Raw genomic sequence first — 14882 nt, 5'->3', positions numbered from 1 at the left:
TGATGAGTTAATTCTCAATCATCAAAATAAGCAATTACCCCTTAACTCATCCTGGGCCTACAGTTGGCACCTGCATTGAACTAATAACAAATGACTAATGAACCAATGACCAATTTAACTAAACTCAAAAAAACTGAAAGAAGAATTCCCATATTTCCTTGTTTCAGTGTAACCTGGCTGACTGTTCAGTTTCATGTTACTCTGGTGCTCTACAATCAGTAAGCCATCCGATTTGAGTAATTGCTGTTCTTTAACCATCACCGGAATTTGCGGGATACTCGGCAGGTTGTATGGCGGGTCGGCAAAAATCAGGTCGTAACTGCCCGTCATTTGTTTTAATAATTTAAAAACATCGCCTTTTCTTACCTCGATCCGATCAAACTGGTACTGTTTAGCAGTACTTTTTACCCAGTTGACACAGCCATAATCCATATCAACAGCTAAAATACGTTCTGCGCCGCGAGAGGCAAATTCGAAAGTAAGGTTTCCGGTACCGCAGAATAAATCAAGTACGGTACAGTTTTCAAAATCGTATTTATTGTTAAGGATGTTAAACAGCGCTTCTTTCGCCATATCCGTAGTGGGGCGTACCGGTAAATTTGCAGGAGGCTGCAAACGGATTCCTTTCAATTTGCCGCCGATTATCCGCATAAATCTAAAGCAAGCAAACCACTGAAATAATGTTTAGGCATATCGGCCAATAATTCACTATTCTGTTTTCCGGCCGGAAGGAAGAAATAAAGTTGATTGAAATATTTTAACAAACAATTGTAATGTTCATCGTCTTCGTTAATAATGCCCTGGATGTAAACAGGAATGGTATCATTTAAGCCCAGTTGTTCGATCATCAGCAGCAGGAAATAATTAAATTCCTCGGCGGTTTCAGATTCGTAATGGTTCTGAAAAACAATCTTTTGATCCTTGGTATACAGTACATTAAATGATATTGCCGTAAAGTCGATCAATAAAGATTCGTTGTCCAAATGGTCAAATAAAGCGACTAAAGGTTCTGATTGTGTAAATAAATCCGTTTCCTGTGGTAAACTTGCCTTAATATCATCATTTAAACAAAAAACGGTATTAAAACCAAGTGATTTGTTGTGTTTGGTGTAAATTTTAGCATCCGAACCAAGGTATTGGGCATAAACACTTAGATTTTCATCGTCAAACCATTCGTCAGGGATAAAAATGAAATTGGAAGTATGTATTGCTGCTTTAACTGCAGCATAATTTAAAGAAAGATAGTGGTCTGTTGCAAAAGCCAGTTTGAGGTCTTTCTCAACATCTGAACAGCCTTGTTTATCGAAAATGACGTTAATCTCTTCTTTATCCTTACTTACAACGGCATACGAAAAGCTGTCATTCGTTATTTTTAACAGTAAATGGCAGTTTACGGATGCATCCGGATTAAAGTTCGGGTCGACCAATAAGAGACTATTGTTACTCATTGAAACAAAAATAGAGTTTTTTAAGGATTAACAGTAAAATGAGGTTAAATTTTTGATTTTGCCCTTTAATGCTCTAATTTTTTGCCACGGAAACACGGAATTCACAGAAAAAATCCCTGGCCGTTTGTTTTCTATTTACCCAATGAACCTTTTTGCCACCTGAGACACCTTAGTTAATTTAATGAAACTATATTGGCCCAAAAATATACCATTAACTTGGTGTTCTTTACGCCTTTGTGGTTAATCTTGTCTTTGCGTGCTTTTCGGTTAAAAGAATATCCAAAATGTCAGTGTTTTTTTACCAAAATCAAACCTTTAGCTTGTTCAAAAATCAAAATATTCGGCTTAAATTCGGAACATGAGTTACAGGCCTACCTATAAAGCAGCAAACACCATTGCAGCAACCATTGAGCAACATTTTATTAAACTACACAAAAATGCAATTGCCCAGGGTGAGATAGATTTGGCTACTCAACCTGGCCGGGAAATTATTGAAGCCATTATAGACGTTGCTTTTTGGAGTAGCCTGCGTAAGGAAGAAGGGCATTCGCCAAGGATTTCGATTGCATTTTTACAGCCGTCGCAAACCTCTAAACCGTTGGTTTTTGCTAAGAGATTACCCTTAAATGCCAATACTTTAACAAAAATTGCACCCGGAATAGAGCGGTCTGGTATACACCTTGGGGTTTGGGAAGAAGATGGTGAGCTTTATATCTGGGGTACAACCTTAAATATCCCCAATTTCTGCTTTGTAGTAGATGTTTCTGAGCCTGGTTTAATCGTGATTAAACACCGTCGGATTTATGGTATTGGTAAATTTACCAATGTGGCAGTATTAAAGGGCGAGCAGATCCGCATTGTTGATGACAGGAGCTGTACCAACAGGGATTGTCCGCCGATTTTACAGGCCCTGTTGGATTTAACCGTTTTAGCGAGCTGGAACGATCCGATCAATATCCTCATCCAGTTCTCGGTATCTATGCGTGCACATGGCAGGGGTGGGGCATTGCTGATTGTACCTAAAGGCGACACAAAATGGGAGGAATCCATTATCCACCCAATACAATACCTGGTAGAGCCTCCATTCTGCGGATTATCAAACCTTGCCAAACAGAACGGAAATCAGAGCGAAATCTTCTCGCAGGGTGCTGTTCGCCGAGAAGTAGAACATTTGGCGGGTTTAACCGCTGTTGATGGTGCAACAATTATAAACGAAGAGTTTGATCTGATTGCTTTTGGTGCCAAAATTGGCCGGGCAAAGGGTAAACCCACCGTAGAGCAGATTGCTTTTTCAGAGCCCATTGTTGGCGGGGAGGATAAGATTTTATATCCTGGTCAGCTGGGTGGTACGAGGCATTTTTCTGTTGCACAGTTTGTAAACGATCAACCCCAGTCTATTGGTTTCGTCGCTTCGCAAGATGGTCATTTTACCATTTTCAGCTACAGTAAAAAACAAAACATGGTCATGGCGCACCGCATTGAAACATTACTTCTGTAGTTTAAATTACTTAATTGTTACATTGTTTTATGCTGAGGCAAGGAGCACTTAAAAAAGAGCATTATCTTTGCCAGCTAAACCGTATTGCAGCGGCAGCTCCCGATTCTTTCAATCGGGACTACAGCGGAAAGACGGACGATCGGAACCGATGAGCATTGCAATTGCTTTTCAAAAAAAGATTGTTTTTTAAGAACGATAGCGGTAAACAGTTAACCGATTAACAATTTATACAATTAACTCCAAATGATCCAGGATAAAAGCCAGCTTATCGCCTCGGCATATGAACATACACCAACCAAAGAGCAATTGCTTTTTTGCGAGCGGATGTCGGTGTTTCTGCAGCAGGAGGATGAATATCGCTGTTTTGTGTTGAAAGGTTATGCGGGTACAGGTAAAACTACTTCTGTAGCGGCCCTGGTTAAAGTGCTGGCTAAATTTAACCTGCGCAGCGAATTGCTTGCTCCAACAGGAAGGGCAGCAAAGGTGATGAGCCAGTATTCGTACCGGAAAGCATTAACCATACATAAACGGATTTACCGGAAACGTTCGGCGGCATCGCCCGAAATGCAGTTTCAACTGGCCCCAAATCTATCCGAAAATACATTGTTCATTATCGATGAGTCTTCGATGATTGCCGATGAGTTTAATGAAACAGGTTCTTCAATATTGAGAGATCTGCTGGAATTTGTATACAATTCTAAAAACTGTTTCCTGCTTTTTGTAGGTGATACGGCACAGTTACCACCTGTGGGGAGTTTAGATAGTCCGGCATTGAATGAGCAATATCTAAAAGATAAATTTGCCCTGGAGGTATCGTCGGTTGAATTGAAGGAAGTAGTAAGGCAGGGGAAAAAATCGGGCATTTTAGCTAATGCCACCATGCTCAGGAACCAGATTGCCAAAAAACCGGAAAATCCCTTGCCTAAATTCCTGACTAAAAACTACAGCGATATTTATAATATGCCTGGTGCACGTTTGGTAGAAGGTTTAGAATACGCCTACCGAAAATTTGGGATGGAAAATACATTGGTGGTTTGCCGTTCCAATAAAGTTGCAAATGTGTATAACCAGCAGATTAGGGCGAGGTTGTTATACCGCGAAGAGGAATTAACAGGGGGTGATCAGATTATGGTAGTACGGAACAATTATTTCTGGCTACCTGAAAATGAAGATACCGCTTTTATAGCCAATGGCGATATGGCCAAAGTGATCCGCGTAAGGGGAGAGGAAGAGCGTTATGGCTTTCGTTTTGCCGATGCCACTTTAGAGTTTATGGATTTCCCCGCCGCGGGGCAGATTACTTGCAAGGTTATGCTGGATACACTGAATTTAGAAAGTGCCAACTTGCCCTATGAGCAGAACAAGCAACTTTTTGATGGGTTGAACGAAGATTATGAACACATTGCAAATAAAAGACAGCGGATGTTGGCTATTAAAGCCGATCCTTTTTACAATGCGCTGCAAATTAAGTTTGCTTATGCGGTTACCTGCCATAAGGCCCAGGGCGGGCAGTGGGACGCCGTTTTTGCCGATCAGGGTTATCTTACTGAAGATATGATTGACCTGGACTTTCTCCGCTGGTTATATACGGCCGTAACCCGTGCAAAAAAAGAGTTATATTTAGTGAATTTTGCACCACAGCTTTTTGCTAAAACAGCGTTGGAGGATTATTTTTAGAAGATGATTATACCGATTGTTAACCGATAGCTATAAATACACCACGGCATAATTTTTTGTTCCCCCGCCTTTGTGGTGCATAAACAAAATAAGATAATCACGACGTTTTTGATTTTATTTATGTTCTTGTAGTCAAACTTACTAACCAAATTATATATGAAATTTGCCTTTAGTCTTAAAAATAAGCTTAAAATTGCTTTCTTACTGTTATGTATCATGTGCTGTACCTTATTGATCCGTTTTTTGGAAGATAAAAGTGTAGAGAAAATCAATAATGCATTTATTTCGATGTATAACGACAGGCTTGTTCCGGCTACCGATTTATATTTCATTGCTGAAAATTTATACCAAAAAAATGCAATTCTTCAGGAAGTAGTATTTGGAAACAATGTTTTACAGGGAGCAACGGCACTAGTGAAAATGAATAAACATAACCGTAACATTGATTCTGTGATCAATAAATATGAACTTACTTTTTTGGTAAAGCAGGAACAAAGCTTTTTAAATGAGCTTAAAAAGGCATTACTTATTCAGCAGGGCCTGGAAGCTAAAATACTAAATTTAACAGGTGCCGAGGGAAGAATAATTTATGAGTCGATGGGTAAAAATGCAGCCGATCAAACGTTGGCCAAGCTATCGGCCCTGATTAAAATACAATCTAAAGTGGGTAACGACCTGATTAAAGGCTCAAAGATTTTTGTTTCGGGTACTAAAGTATATTCTACAGTTGAGGTTATTTTAGCCATTGTGATCGGAATTATGATTGTGGCTATTATTTCGGCTTCGAATGCGGTTAAGATTCATAGCGATAAATTTAACCTGAATTAAATTCGCCGACTCCGCTACCATTGACAGCTTTTAATAAAATGGTCGTTATTGCGAGGAGGAACGACAAAGCCTACAGCAGGCAGGCTTCGTTGGCTGAAAAAGCTTTCCCGCAATGACGATTTCCAGAGCAGAGCTATATACAGATTTCTCCTCGCCTGTGCGGGCAGGCATTCCGTTTCAAAGGAAATGACGATTTTAATAATGTTGATTTTATTATCATTCAGCTTCGTCGTCTGTAACCAGTCTGATTGAATCGTCGGAAAGAACGATTAAACGTTCTTTGTATAATGATCCGATCGTTTTTTTGAAAGCACTTTTGCTGATCTGAAAACGGTGATAAATATCTTCAGGAGAGCTTTTGTCGCCCAGTTCGATTATACCACCACTTTTTTTCAGTTCTTTTAACACCATCTCTTTCGAATCGAGGATATGGCCATAACCGCTGGGTTGCAGGGTTAGGTCGATCTTGCCTTCTACACGAATTTTTTTGATCCAGCCTTTACGTCTTTCGCCAGGCTGAACGTTATGGAAAACCTCGTTATTGTAAAGTAAACCAATGTAAGTATTGTTGATAATGGCATTGTAGCCAAGATCTGTTTCTTCGGTGATCAGCAAGTTTACTTCATCACCTTCTTCAAAATCAAAGCCTTCTTCTTCCACAAAATCGTACAATTTAGAAGATGCCAGCAAGCGGCCGTTATTTTCATCTAAATAAAGATATACTGCATACTTATAGCCTTTTTGCATTGGCCTTTTTTGTTCGCGGTTAGGTACGTATACATCTTTATCAATCCCCAGGTCCATAAAAACACCATCATCGCCATCGGAAACTACTTTTAAGAAGGCAAAATCGCCAACTTCGGCATAGGCTTTCTGGGTGGTTCCGGTAAGGCGGCCATCTTTTTGTATAAAAACAAAAACGTTGATATTATCGCCGATTTCTACACCTTTTGGTACATGCTGGTAGGGTAGGATTACCAGTTTATCGCCGTCGGTTAAGTTTAACCCGGCTTCTGTTTTGCTTAAAATCCTTAACTCGTTGTATTTACCTATTTCAATCATTTTATTGGGGTTTAACCATTTTCTTCAATGGCTTTTACTGCAAAGGTAGCAATGTTTAGTGGTAAATTGGTTTTAAATCATTGGAGATAATTTTAGCTGCAGTAAATCATCCTTTATAGATCTTTCGACACCGTTACTATTGATAAATTTTAAAAATTGAACATCACCTTGGCTGAAACGCAGTGGAATGCTTTCCAGTACGGGCAGAGAGAGAGATTTATCCCGTATGAAAGACCCTGAAACGAGTTCAGGGTGACGATATACTGAAGAGATACTGGATGAATGTAGTTTCGCGGAGAATCTTCGGGTACTCAACTGCATTGCCATCACTTATATTGATTTTATACAATTCATCTCTCAGCATGGCTTTTATACTTATAATGCCATCTTGATGGCTGTTAATAACTCATGTTAATTAGAAAATTAAGGATGGTTATTAAAAAATATATATTTTAGCGGCTTATCTAAAAACATATCAACAGAATGAATAAGCTGATACCTCCATTTTTTTTAAGCGACGAATATTTTATTGACGAGAAGGTAAACTTCCTCAAGTTTGCAAACGAATACAAGGTTTATAACGATCAGGGCGCTCAGATCGGAATTATTAAACAACGTATTTCGGGTTGGCAAAAAGTTTTAACATTATTGATCGATAAGCGAATGATGCCTTTTAAACTTGAAATTACAGATACTAACGATCAGCTGCAGGCCACCATTACAAGAGGCTGGACCTTTTGGATGTCGAAAATTACTGTTACCGATCCACAAGGCGTTGAAGTAGGAATAATTAAGCAAAAATTTAAATTTTTCAAGCCAACTTTTACTATTTCGAGTCCGGCAACAGGAGAAGAAATTGCAAAAATATCAGGTGATTGGAAAGCCTGGAATTTTACCATCACTAATAATGCTGGTGTAGAAATGGGTAAAATCAGTAAAAAATGGGCTGGTGCTTTAAAAGAAATTTTTACTACTGCTGATAAATACAATGTTTCCATTGATCCCAGTTATGCCGAAAGCAACCAAAAAGTAGCAATTGTAGCCACTGCAATTACTATTGATATGGTGCTTAAAGAAAGTAAATAACAGCACGGTTGTATGAGAGAATGATTGAGTTTGAATAGCAAATGCTTACGAATAAATTACATTCTCTCATTCAATAATTTACTCATTTAATCATTTCTTTGGGCTAAATTTGGGATCTACAATTTAAGGTATCTTCAATTGATATGAAAAAGACCAAAGAAGCCAAAAAACCGGGTATTTTCAGTTTACTTGGAAATTATAAGGGCTTAATTTTTCTGCTGATCCTTTTTGCCCTGCTCAGTAACGGTATTAACCTGCTTTTACCTAAAATTATTGCCAGTGGCATCGATTCTTATACGAAGAATACCTTCGATTTAAAACACATCCTGTTCCAGTTTTCGCTGGCCATCGTATTGGTTTTTATTTTTACCTATTTACAAAGTATGGTACAGACTTATGCTTCAGAACGTGTAGCAAAGGATTTAAGGACCAGGCTTTCTGATCAGATTTCGAGGCAGAGCCACGCGTATATTATCCAGGCCAATCCTTCTAAATTGCTTACCAACCTTACTGCTGATACCGATTCGATCAAAATGTTTGTTTCGCAGGCCATTGTTTCTATCTGCTCGTCTATATTTTTAATTGTAGGGGCAAGCATCCTACTGCTCATGATCAACTGGAAACTGGCGCTTTGTGTAATCGCTATTGTGCCAATTATCGGAGGTGCTTTTTTTTATGTATTAAGCAAGGTAAAAGTGCTTTTCAAAAAGAGCAGGGAAGTAATTGATTGGCTAAATAAGGTGATTAGCGAAAGTATTTTGGGCTCGGCACTGATCCGTGTAATCAATTCGCAGATGCTGGAGTACCACAAATTTTTAGATGCCAATGCTAAAGCAAAGGACTTGGGGATATCCATCCTCCGCATGTTTGCCGCATTGATTCCGGTTATTGTTTTTACAGCTAACTTAGCCGGATTGTGTATCCTGGTATTGGGTGGTCATTTTGTGATCACCAATTCGATGAGCCTGGGAGAGTTTACTGCTTTTAGCAGTTACCTTACCCTTATCATATTCCCCATTTTAGTAATTGGTTTTATGAGCAATGTTATTGCACAGGCCACAGCTTCTTACCAAAGGATTGAAAGTGTACTCAATGCAGCAGAAATTAATCATCCGGGAACGTTAAGTACTCCTTTAAAAGGCGATGTGGAAGTAAAAGACATCACTTTAAGTTTTGGACAAAAACCAGTTTTGAAGTCTGTATCTTTTTCTGCCAAAGCTGGTTCTAAAACGGCCATTATTGGGCCTACTGCTGCCGGGAAAACCCAATTGCTTTATATTTTAACAGGTTTGATAGACGCTGGGGCCGGATCGGTATTATACGATGGACAAGAGATTAAACAATATAAACAGGAAGATTTTCATAAACAGGTAGGTTTTGTTTTTCAGGATAGTATTATGTTTAACATGAGTATCAGGGAGAATATTGCCTTCAGTAATACGGTTACTGATGAGTCTTTGGCCAAAGCCATTGCAACAGCCGAGTTGAAAGATTTTGTAGAGGCTTTGCCCGATCAGTTAAACACGATTGTTTCGGAACGGGGAAATAGCCTTTCGGGCGGACAAAAACAGCGTATCATGCTGGCAAGAGCCTTGTCCGTAAATCCGAAGATCTTATTACTTGATGATTTTACTGCCCGCGTTGATACCAATACAGAGAAAAGAATTTTGGAGAATATCCAGCAGAACTACCCTGGTTTAACTTTAATTTCCATTACCCAAAAAATAGCTTCTGTTGAACATTATGATAAAGTGATCTTGCTGATGCAGGGAGAAATCATTGCAGAAGGGACTCACCAGGAACTGTTAACAAGCAGCCCTGAATATGTTCAGATTTACAATTCACAACAGAGCACCAGTAATTATGAACTACAATCTTAACCAGCTTAGCACCAGGCAGGAAAAGCAATCGACTTACAGGGCGCTGAAAAGCCTGCTAAAACTAATTTCTGCCGAGCGTAAAACCCTTTGGCTGGCCCTCTTTGCCATTTTGGTCAATTCAGGTTTATTGCTTTTAGGACCATTATTGGTCGGTCATACTGTAGATACTTACATACGTACCAAACAGTTTCATGGCGTGCTTATTTTTGGCGGTATCCTTTTGGTGATGTACATGATTGCCATGGTTACAGGTTATACTCAAACCAGGTTGATGGGTGGAGTAGGGCAACGGATGCTTTATACTTTGCGTAATGCCATATTTAATAAACTACAGGAACTTCCGGTTTCATTTTTTAACCAAAACAAGGCAGGCGATCTGATTTCGAGGGTAAATAACGATACCGACAAACTGAACCAGTTTTTTTCACAATCCTTAATGCAGTTTATCGGCAGTATTGTAACCATGATCGGTGCAGGCATTTTCCTGCTTTCTATTAACATAGAATTAGGGGCTGCCACACTGACACCCGCTGTAGTTATTGTACTTTTTACTGTTGCGTTATCGCCATGGGTAAAAGGAAAGAATGCTAAAAACCTAAAGAGTGTTGGTGGTATGAGCGCCGAGATTCAGGAAAGTCTTAATAATTTTAAAGTAATTATTGCTTTTAACCGCAGGGATTATTTTAGAAAACGTTTTAACGAGGCGAATAATCAAAACTACAAAACGGCAATTGGCGCGGGTTTGGCAAATAACATTTTTGTGCCTGTTTATGGTTTGCTATCAAGTACAGCACAGTTGATTACCTTATTGTTCGGTATTCATTTAATTTCTACAGGCAACCTTAGCCTGGGTTTACTGGTCAGTTACATTGCTTATACCACCAGTTTTTATAACCCATTAAGGCAATTAGCCGCACTTTGGACCAGTTTCCAGGTGGCGATGGCCGGTTGGGACAGGATTTCGCAGATTTTATCCCTTGAAAGCAATTTAAAACAAATAGCGGCTAATGAGACCATAACTTCTGATGCCCTGCTGGAATTCAAAAATGTACATTTTTCTTATGATGACAGTAAAGAGATCCTGCACCATATTAATTTAAGGTTCGAAAAAGGTAAAACTTACGCCTTAATTGGGCCAACCGGGGGTGGAAAAACCACAACTGCTTCATTGATTTCGCGTTTATACGATGCTACCAAAGGAACCATTTTATTCAATGGTAAAGATATCAGGTCACTTTCTGCTGAAGAGCGGACACAAAAAATCGGCTTTATATTGCAGGAACCATTTTTATTTACCGGAACCGTAAAAGAAAATATTTTGTACGGTAACAGTCAATATAAAGAAGTGAGTGATGAACAGCTGGAGAAAATAATAGAAGAAGCCAACTTAAATGCACTTTTGGCTATATTTGACGAAGGATTAAATACGCAGGTCACCTCTGGTTCTGATAGCATTAGTTTAGGCCAAAAACAGTTAATTGCTTTTATGCGTGCTGTACTTAGAAATCCTGAACTGTTGATTCTTGATGAAGCTACAGCAAATATCGATACCATAACCGAACAACTTTTGGGTAGTATATTAAATAAACTTTCGAAAGAAACCACTTTGGTGATTATTGCCCACCGTTTAAATACCATTGAAAATGCCGACGAAATTTATTTTGTAAACGAAGGCGAAGTGTTAAAAGCAGGTACATTGAACGATGCACTGAATATGCTATTGAAAGGAAAACGGGTAAGTTAATATCGTTATAAACCTACAAGGTTTTTGAAACCTGAATGGTTTTTTAAAAAAATACAAATGAAAAAATACTTCGTCTTTTGGGCTCTTTTAGCCTTAAGTACCGTCTCCTTTGCACAAAAGGCAGAACAGGCTCTTTTTGTCCAGGATAGTTTAACGCTGATTTCTGCACAATTTAAGTTTACTGAAGGTGCATCGGTTGATAGACAGGGAAACGTTTTTTTTACCGATCAGCCGAATGATAAAATCTGGAAATATGGCATTGATGGCAAACTGAGCTTGTTTATGGATAAATCCGGAAGGGCAAACGGTACATATTTTGATAAAAAAGGTAACCTGATTGTTTGTGCCGATGAACATAACGAGATCTGGTCTATCGATAAAAACAAAAAGATAAAAGTGCTCTTTAGCAATTTTGAAGGTAAAAAGGTAAATGGGCCAAACGATATCTGGTTAGATAATAAAGGCGGTATCTATTTCACCGATCCATATTATCAACGCGATTATTGGACCAGGAAATCGCCTGAAATCGAAGGGCAAAAAGTGTATTACCTTCCTAAAGGCAAAAAAGAAGCTATGGTGGTTGCAGATGATGTGGTAAAACCAAATGGTATTGTAGGCACACCGGATGGCAAATTCCTGTACATAGCCGATATGGATGCCAATAAGACTTACCGGTATACTATTGGCGCAGACGCTAAGCTATCTGAGCGGCAGCTTATCCTTAACCAAAACTCGGATGGCATGACCTTAGATAGCAACGGAAATATTTATGTAACCGGAAGGGGGGTGAATATTTATAAACCAAATGGGGAAAAGATAGGTCATATCGATGTGCCCGAAGGTTGGTGCGGTAACATTTGTTTCGGTGGAAAACACAGAAATAAGCTTTTTATTACTGCTTCAAAATCATTATACGTAATTCCGATAAATGCAAAAGGAGTAGAGTAACAGATGGTTTTAGTCGTTTAAAGCCACTTTAAAGCATAAAAAGCAAGGATGAACTAGCACAAAATTTTTTTTTGTTCAGTTTATTCAACCCTTAAAAATATTAAACTCATTATTTAGTTTTGGATTCCTACTTATAGGGATAGACGACTATGAAAAAGCCCTCTCAGGATTGAAGGGCTTTTTTACTTTTCTCCTGTTGTTCTTTGTTATGAGCGTAGTTGAAGAATCTTTTTATGGTTACGCCCTATTTAAAAAACTGTATTTAAATTCAGTAAAATCACGGTTATCCCGGCAGAGCATACCCAATAAACCCTTTTTGTATTTAAGATCTGGAAACAAGTTGAATATGGCTGATTGCAGGAGTTGCTATTTTTGATCCAAAATTGTATAGGTCCTGTTACAATTAATCTTATTTAGAATATTTTTTTAAATTAGCATATATTCATAAAAACCTGATAAGCTTATGGAAAATCTAAAAGAAGAAACCAAAATCAAAGCTTTTCTCAGCAGGATAAAAGCAGAGTGGCCAGGAGTTGTTGAACGCTTTGAATTTAAAACAGGAAGTGTAATTTACGTTCACTTAAAGGAAGGCATATCGAGTATGGATTTTCTCGGCAAACTTTCCAGGAAGATAGAGCGTTTTGTAGATTTCAGTATGCCTATTATCTTATATCATATTGAGAGTGATGGCATGAATCTAAGGTCGCATCCTATTAATTGGTATTCAACCATAACGCAAGGAAAATCTTTTTAATACGGTTAAATATTCCTGGTTAATACCTTGGACAGTAAAACGGTAGCCGCAATTTTACTGTGATAAATCTTTTTGAGCATAATTGGTAATTTTGTTTGCCAGTAATTTTGGTTTTTGGGTTTTAATCCTATTTTTGGTTTTTAATTTAAAAACATCCAGTATAATGAAAAACGGAACAGTAAAATTTTTTAACTCAGAAAAAGGCTTCGGCTTTATTAAAGAAGAAGGTGGATCTGAGATTTTTGTGCATGCATCAGGCCTGATCGACGAGATCAGAGAAAATGATACAGTTGAATACGAAGTTCAAGAAGGCAAAAAAGGCCTTAATGCAGTAAAAGTAAGAGTTGTTTAATTCTTCCAGAAAAAGATTTTGAGCAGGATTTAGTCCTGCTTTTTTTTGCTCCAATATTTTGTATAGTAAACAGGATATACCAGTTACTGAACAAAAAAGTTGAAAAAATTTCCTTCTCATTCCTAGCAGATTACCGCTCCGATTTTCTTTACCTGCTATCTGTACAATTGTTTTTTGAATTGGATTTTTATTTTTGCCGTTGTCGATATAATCGGCCTGAACCAAACAAACTAACTATTTTTGCAACTTTCTATTTTTTCGACCCCGGAATCTGTGATTAACAATAAACCACCAGATCGGGGAACTTTCATGGCTGCGGCGCAATTTGTAATGGCACTTAACTTTGCCCATGAATTTGAGCTTTTAAGCTTATCGGCTATGAACATTCAGCCAGACAATACTAAAAAAGGCGGACTGGTGTTCGTACGTAATGGCCGGCTTAAAATGCATCCTGAAATTTATGATCATTTAGCATTGATATCGATATCTTCTATCTGTGCAGGGAGTATTTATTTCCACGGACGGGATAAAATTGCTGCAGAAATTGCAAACCTTCCTTACCGCGAGGGGCTTTTAAATTTAGAGGGTGCAGAAGAGGATTATACTGCTTTTAAACGTTTGTGCAGTCCTGTATCCCGGTTCTTCTTACTGCAGGCCAAAAAAGTACAATGGTCTGCAATCCTATCTGCCTTTCGGTTTTTCATGATGGAAGGGATTTGGGATGTAGTTGATTTTGTGGTTCGTGCCATGCAGCAGGCAGATACCGATGTACTCGCCTGTGTGCAACTTTTAGAAAGCATGCAAAAACAACACTGGTATCCGGCTTTTTGTGGTTCACTTCATGATTTCCGTGCCACCCGTTATCCTTTAAGCAAAGTGGGCTTAGAATCAGAACTGCCAGAGATGGCTTAAATTATTTCAGGTAATTTTCTATTAAGGCACTCAATTCGTCTCCAATAGCTCTATGGCCCATATTATTGAGTTTTTGCTGCGAAGAATTGTGCTTTTCGATATATGTAGCCTCTGTTTTATTGAATTTAAGGTAACCCTGTTCAAAATAACGCTCTTCAATTTCGGTAGAAGAATCCATTGACCTGAACCATAATTTAATCAGCGAATCGGTTATTTTATCAAAATAAAGCCAGTGGTAAGTCGATTCCGCATCGGCATTGTCGGGCAGACCAAGACGCTGAATTTCTAAAATAGCGGTATCGGCATTTTGAAAAAAGTATAAGATCTTATATTTAGACGACATGCCGCAAAAATAGGACTTAATTTTTTATGACAAAAAAGATTTTTGCTGTTTAGAGGATAATCGTTTTTTGATTTGACAAAAATTAAAGGTCTTCGACAAGCTCAGACTGACAGGCTCCAATAGACTGGTAGTCATCTCGACTGTAGCGCAGTCCCGAATTTTCGGGAGAGAGATCTTTGCGTCAAAGTTATGGAATCAAAGTTAAAAGATTTCTCCACTGCGGTCGAAATGATTGTTATGATAAAAACAAATTTTACGCAGCTATATTATAGTTATTTTTATAGCTGACTTGATTTTTAATAACTGCAGCAATTCTCAATGCTATTTTGTTTCTAACGGCATTAATTATG

At 38.4% G+C, this 14882-nt stretch carries 14 protein-coding genes; 10 read left to right on the top strand and 4 right to left on the bottom strand.

The genetic code is table 11. The features are described 5' to 3' along the window. Window positions 1-114 precede the first annotated feature (114 nt). Together ACFSR6_RS05760 and ACFSR6_RS05755 are read right to left on the bottom strand one after the other, a co-directional pair. Entirely contained in the window at window positions 115-651 is a 537-nt protein-coding gene (locus tag ACFSR6_RS05760; protein WP_379076192.1) for an RsmD family RNA methyltransferase, read from the bottom strand. Continuing rightward, window positions 642-1448 carry a DUF3822 family protein gene (locus tag ACFSR6_RS05755; RefSeq protein ID WP_379076189.1) on the bottom strand — a complete coding sequence of 269 codons (807 nt, stop codon included), beginning with the start codon at window positions 1446-1448 and terminating at the stop codon, window positions 642-644. Before ACFSR6_RS05755 ends, ACFSR6_RS05760 begins: the two co-directional genes overlap by 10 nt. 358 nt (window positions 1449-1806) lie before the next feature. Here ACFSR6_RS05755 and ACFSR6_RS05750 point away from each other — a divergent pair, with 358 nt between their 5' ends. The 3 genes from ACFSR6_RS05750 to ACFSR6_RS05740 all read left to right on the top strand — a co-directional run bounded on the left by ACFSR6_RS05750 (window position 1807) and on the right by ACFSR6_RS05740 (window position 5451). Next, on the top strand, window positions 1807-2946 hold the full coding sequence (locus tag ACFSR6_RS05750; protein WP_379076187.1) for a putative sensor domain DACNV-containing protein: 1140 nt from the start codon (window positions 1807-1809) through the stop codon (window positions 2944-2946). A 243-nt stretch (window positions 2947-3189) separates the two neighbouring features. After that, a complete protein-coding gene (locus ACFSR6_RS05745; RefSeq protein ID WP_379076184.1) occupies window positions 3190-4623 on the top strand; it encodes an ATP-dependent DNA helicase in 1434 nt (477 codons plus the stop codon). A gap of 156 nt (window positions 4624-4779) precedes the next feature. Continuing rightward, window positions 4780-5451 carry an MCP four helix bundle domain-containing protein gene (locus ACFSR6_RS05740; RefSeq protein WP_379076181.1) on the top strand — a complete coding sequence of 224 codons (672 nt, stop codon included), beginning with the start codon at window positions 4780-4782 and terminating at the stop codon, window positions 5449-5451. A gap of 216 nt (window positions 5452-5667) precedes the next feature. Here ACFSR6_RS05740 and ACFSR6_RS05735 read toward each other — a convergent pair whose 3' ends face one another. Next, window positions 5668-6513 (bottom strand): CvfB family protein, encoded by an 846-nt coding sequence (locus ACFSR6_RS05735; protein ID WP_379076179.1) that lies wholly within the window; start codon window positions 6511-6513, stop codon window positions 5668-5670. Between the two features lie 483 nt (window positions 6514-6996). On the opposite strand from ACFSR6_RS05735, the gene ACFSR6_RS05730 reads away from it, so the two are divergent. The 7 genes from ACFSR6_RS05730 to ACFSR6_RS05700 all read left to right on the top strand — a co-directional run bounded on the left by ACFSR6_RS05730 (window position 6997) and on the right by ACFSR6_RS05700 (window position 14189). After that, window positions 6997-7599 carry an LURP-one-related/scramblase family protein gene (locus ACFSR6_RS05730; protein ID WP_379076177.1) on the top strand — a complete coding sequence of 201 codons (603 nt, stop codon included), beginning with the start codon at window positions 6997-6999 and terminating at the stop codon, window positions 7597-7599. Between the two features lie 143 nt (window positions 7600-7742). Next, on the top strand, window positions 7743-9479 hold the full coding sequence (locus ACFSR6_RS05725) for an ABC transporter ATP-binding protein (protein WP_379076174.1): 1737 nt from the start codon (window positions 7743-7745) through the stop codon (window positions 9477-9479). Beyond that, window positions 9463-11223, top strand: coding sequence for an ABC transporter ATP-binding protein (locus ACFSR6_RS05720; protein WP_379076171.1), 1761 nt, complete (start codon window positions 9463-9465; stop codon window positions 11221-11223). Before ACFSR6_RS05725 ends, ACFSR6_RS05720 begins: the two co-directional genes overlap by 17 nt. Window positions 11224-11280: 57 nt before the next feature. Then, window positions 11281-12171 carry an SMP-30/gluconolactonase/LRE family protein gene (locus tag ACFSR6_RS05715; RefSeq protein WP_379076168.1) on the top strand — a complete coding sequence of 297 codons (891 nt, stop codon included), beginning with the start codon at window positions 11281-11283 and terminating at the stop codon, window positions 12169-12171. A 463-nt stretch (window positions 12172-12634) separates the two neighbouring features. Then, window positions 12635-12925, top strand: a complete 291-nt coding sequence (locus ACFSR6_RS05710) for a hypothetical protein (RefSeq protein WP_379076165.1) — start codon at window positions 12635-12637, stop codon at window positions 12923-12925. A 163-nt stretch (window positions 12926-13088) separates the two neighbouring features. Further along, window positions 13089-13277 (top strand): cold-shock protein, encoded by a 189-nt coding sequence (locus ACFSR6_RS05705; RefSeq protein ID WP_183759679.1) that lies wholly within the window; start codon window positions 13089-13091, stop codon window positions 13275-13277. Window positions 13278-13517: 240 nt separating this feature from the next. After that, window positions 13518-14189: a hypothetical protein gene (locus ACFSR6_RS05700; protein WP_379076161.1), complete on the top strand. Its 672-nt coding sequence runs from the start codon at window positions 13518-13520 to the stop codon at window positions 14187-14189. Window position 14190: 1 nt separating this feature from the next. On the opposite strand, the gene ACFSR6_RS05695 is transcribed toward ACFSR6_RS05700, so the two are convergent. Next, a complete protein-coding gene (locus ACFSR6_RS05695; RefSeq protein WP_379076158.1) occupies window positions 14191-14532 on the bottom strand; it encodes a hypothetical protein in 342 nt (113 codons plus the stop codon). Window positions 14533-14882: the final 350 nt, after the last annotated feature.

The sequence above is a fragment of the Pedobacter vanadiisoli genome, assembly GCF_042684385.1.
Classification (GTDB): Bacteria; Bacteroidota; Bacteroidia; order Sphingobacteriales; family Sphingobacteriaceae; genus Pedobacter; species Pedobacter vanadiisoli.
The sequence above is the reverse complement of the archived record's forward strand: the minus strand, read 5'-3'. Positions and strand labels throughout refer to the sequence as shown.

Excerpts from the sequence above, each read along its gene's own strand:
- ACFSR6_RS05725 (WP_379076174.1), top strand. The coding sequence starts at position 7,743 with ATGAAAAAGACCAAAGAAGCCAAAAAACCGGGTATTTTCAGTTTACTT.
- ACFSR6_RS05760 (WP_379076192.1), bottom strand. The coding sequence starts at position 651 with ATGCGGATAATCGGCGGCAAATTGAAAGGAATCCGTTTGCAGCCTCCT.
- ACFSR6_RS05750 (WP_379076187.1), top strand. The coding sequence starts at position 1,807 with ATGAGTTACAGGCCTACCTATAAAGCAGCAAACACCATTGCAGCAACC.
- ACFSR6_RS05715 (WP_379076168.1), top strand. The coding sequence starts at position 11,281 with ATGAAAAAATACTTCGTCTTTTGGGCTCTTTTAGCCTTAAGTACCGTC.
- ACFSR6_RS05695 (WP_379076158.1), bottom strand. The coding sequence starts at position 14,532 with ATGTCGTCTAAATATAAGATCTTATACTTTTTTCAAAATGCCGATACC.
- ACFSR6_RS05730 (WP_379076177.1), top strand. The coding sequence starts at position 6,997 with ATGAATAAGCTGATACCTCCATTTTTTTTAAGCGACGAATATTTTATT.
- ACFSR6_RS05745 (WP_379076184.1), top strand. The coding sequence starts at position 3,190 with ATGATCCAGGATAAAAGCCAGCTTATCGCCTCGGCATATGAACATACA.
- ACFSR6_RS05740 (WP_379076181.1), top strand. The coding sequence starts at position 4,780 with ATGAAATTTGCCTTTAGTCTTAAAAATAAGCTTAAAATTGCTTTCTTA.
- ACFSR6_RS05705 (WP_183759679.1), top strand. The coding sequence starts at position 13,089 with ATGAAAAACGGAACAGTAAAATTTTTTAACTCAGAAAAAGGCTTCGGC.
- ACFSR6_RS05720 (WP_379076171.1), top strand. The coding sequence starts at position 9,463 with ATGAACTACAATCTTAACCAGCTTAGCACCAGGCAGGAAAAGCAATCG.
- ACFSR6_RS05710 (WP_379076165.1), top strand. The coding sequence starts at position 12,635 with ATGGAAAATCTAAAAGAAGAAACCAAAATCAAAGCTTTTCTCAGCAGG.
- ACFSR6_RS05735 (WP_379076179.1), bottom strand. The coding sequence starts at position 6,513 with ATGATTGAAATAGGTAAATACAACGAGTTAAGGATTTTAAGCAAAACA.
- ACFSR6_RS05755 (WP_379076189.1), bottom strand. The coding sequence starts at position 1,448 with ATGAGTAACAATAGTCTCTTATTGGTCGACCCGAACTTTAATCCGGAT.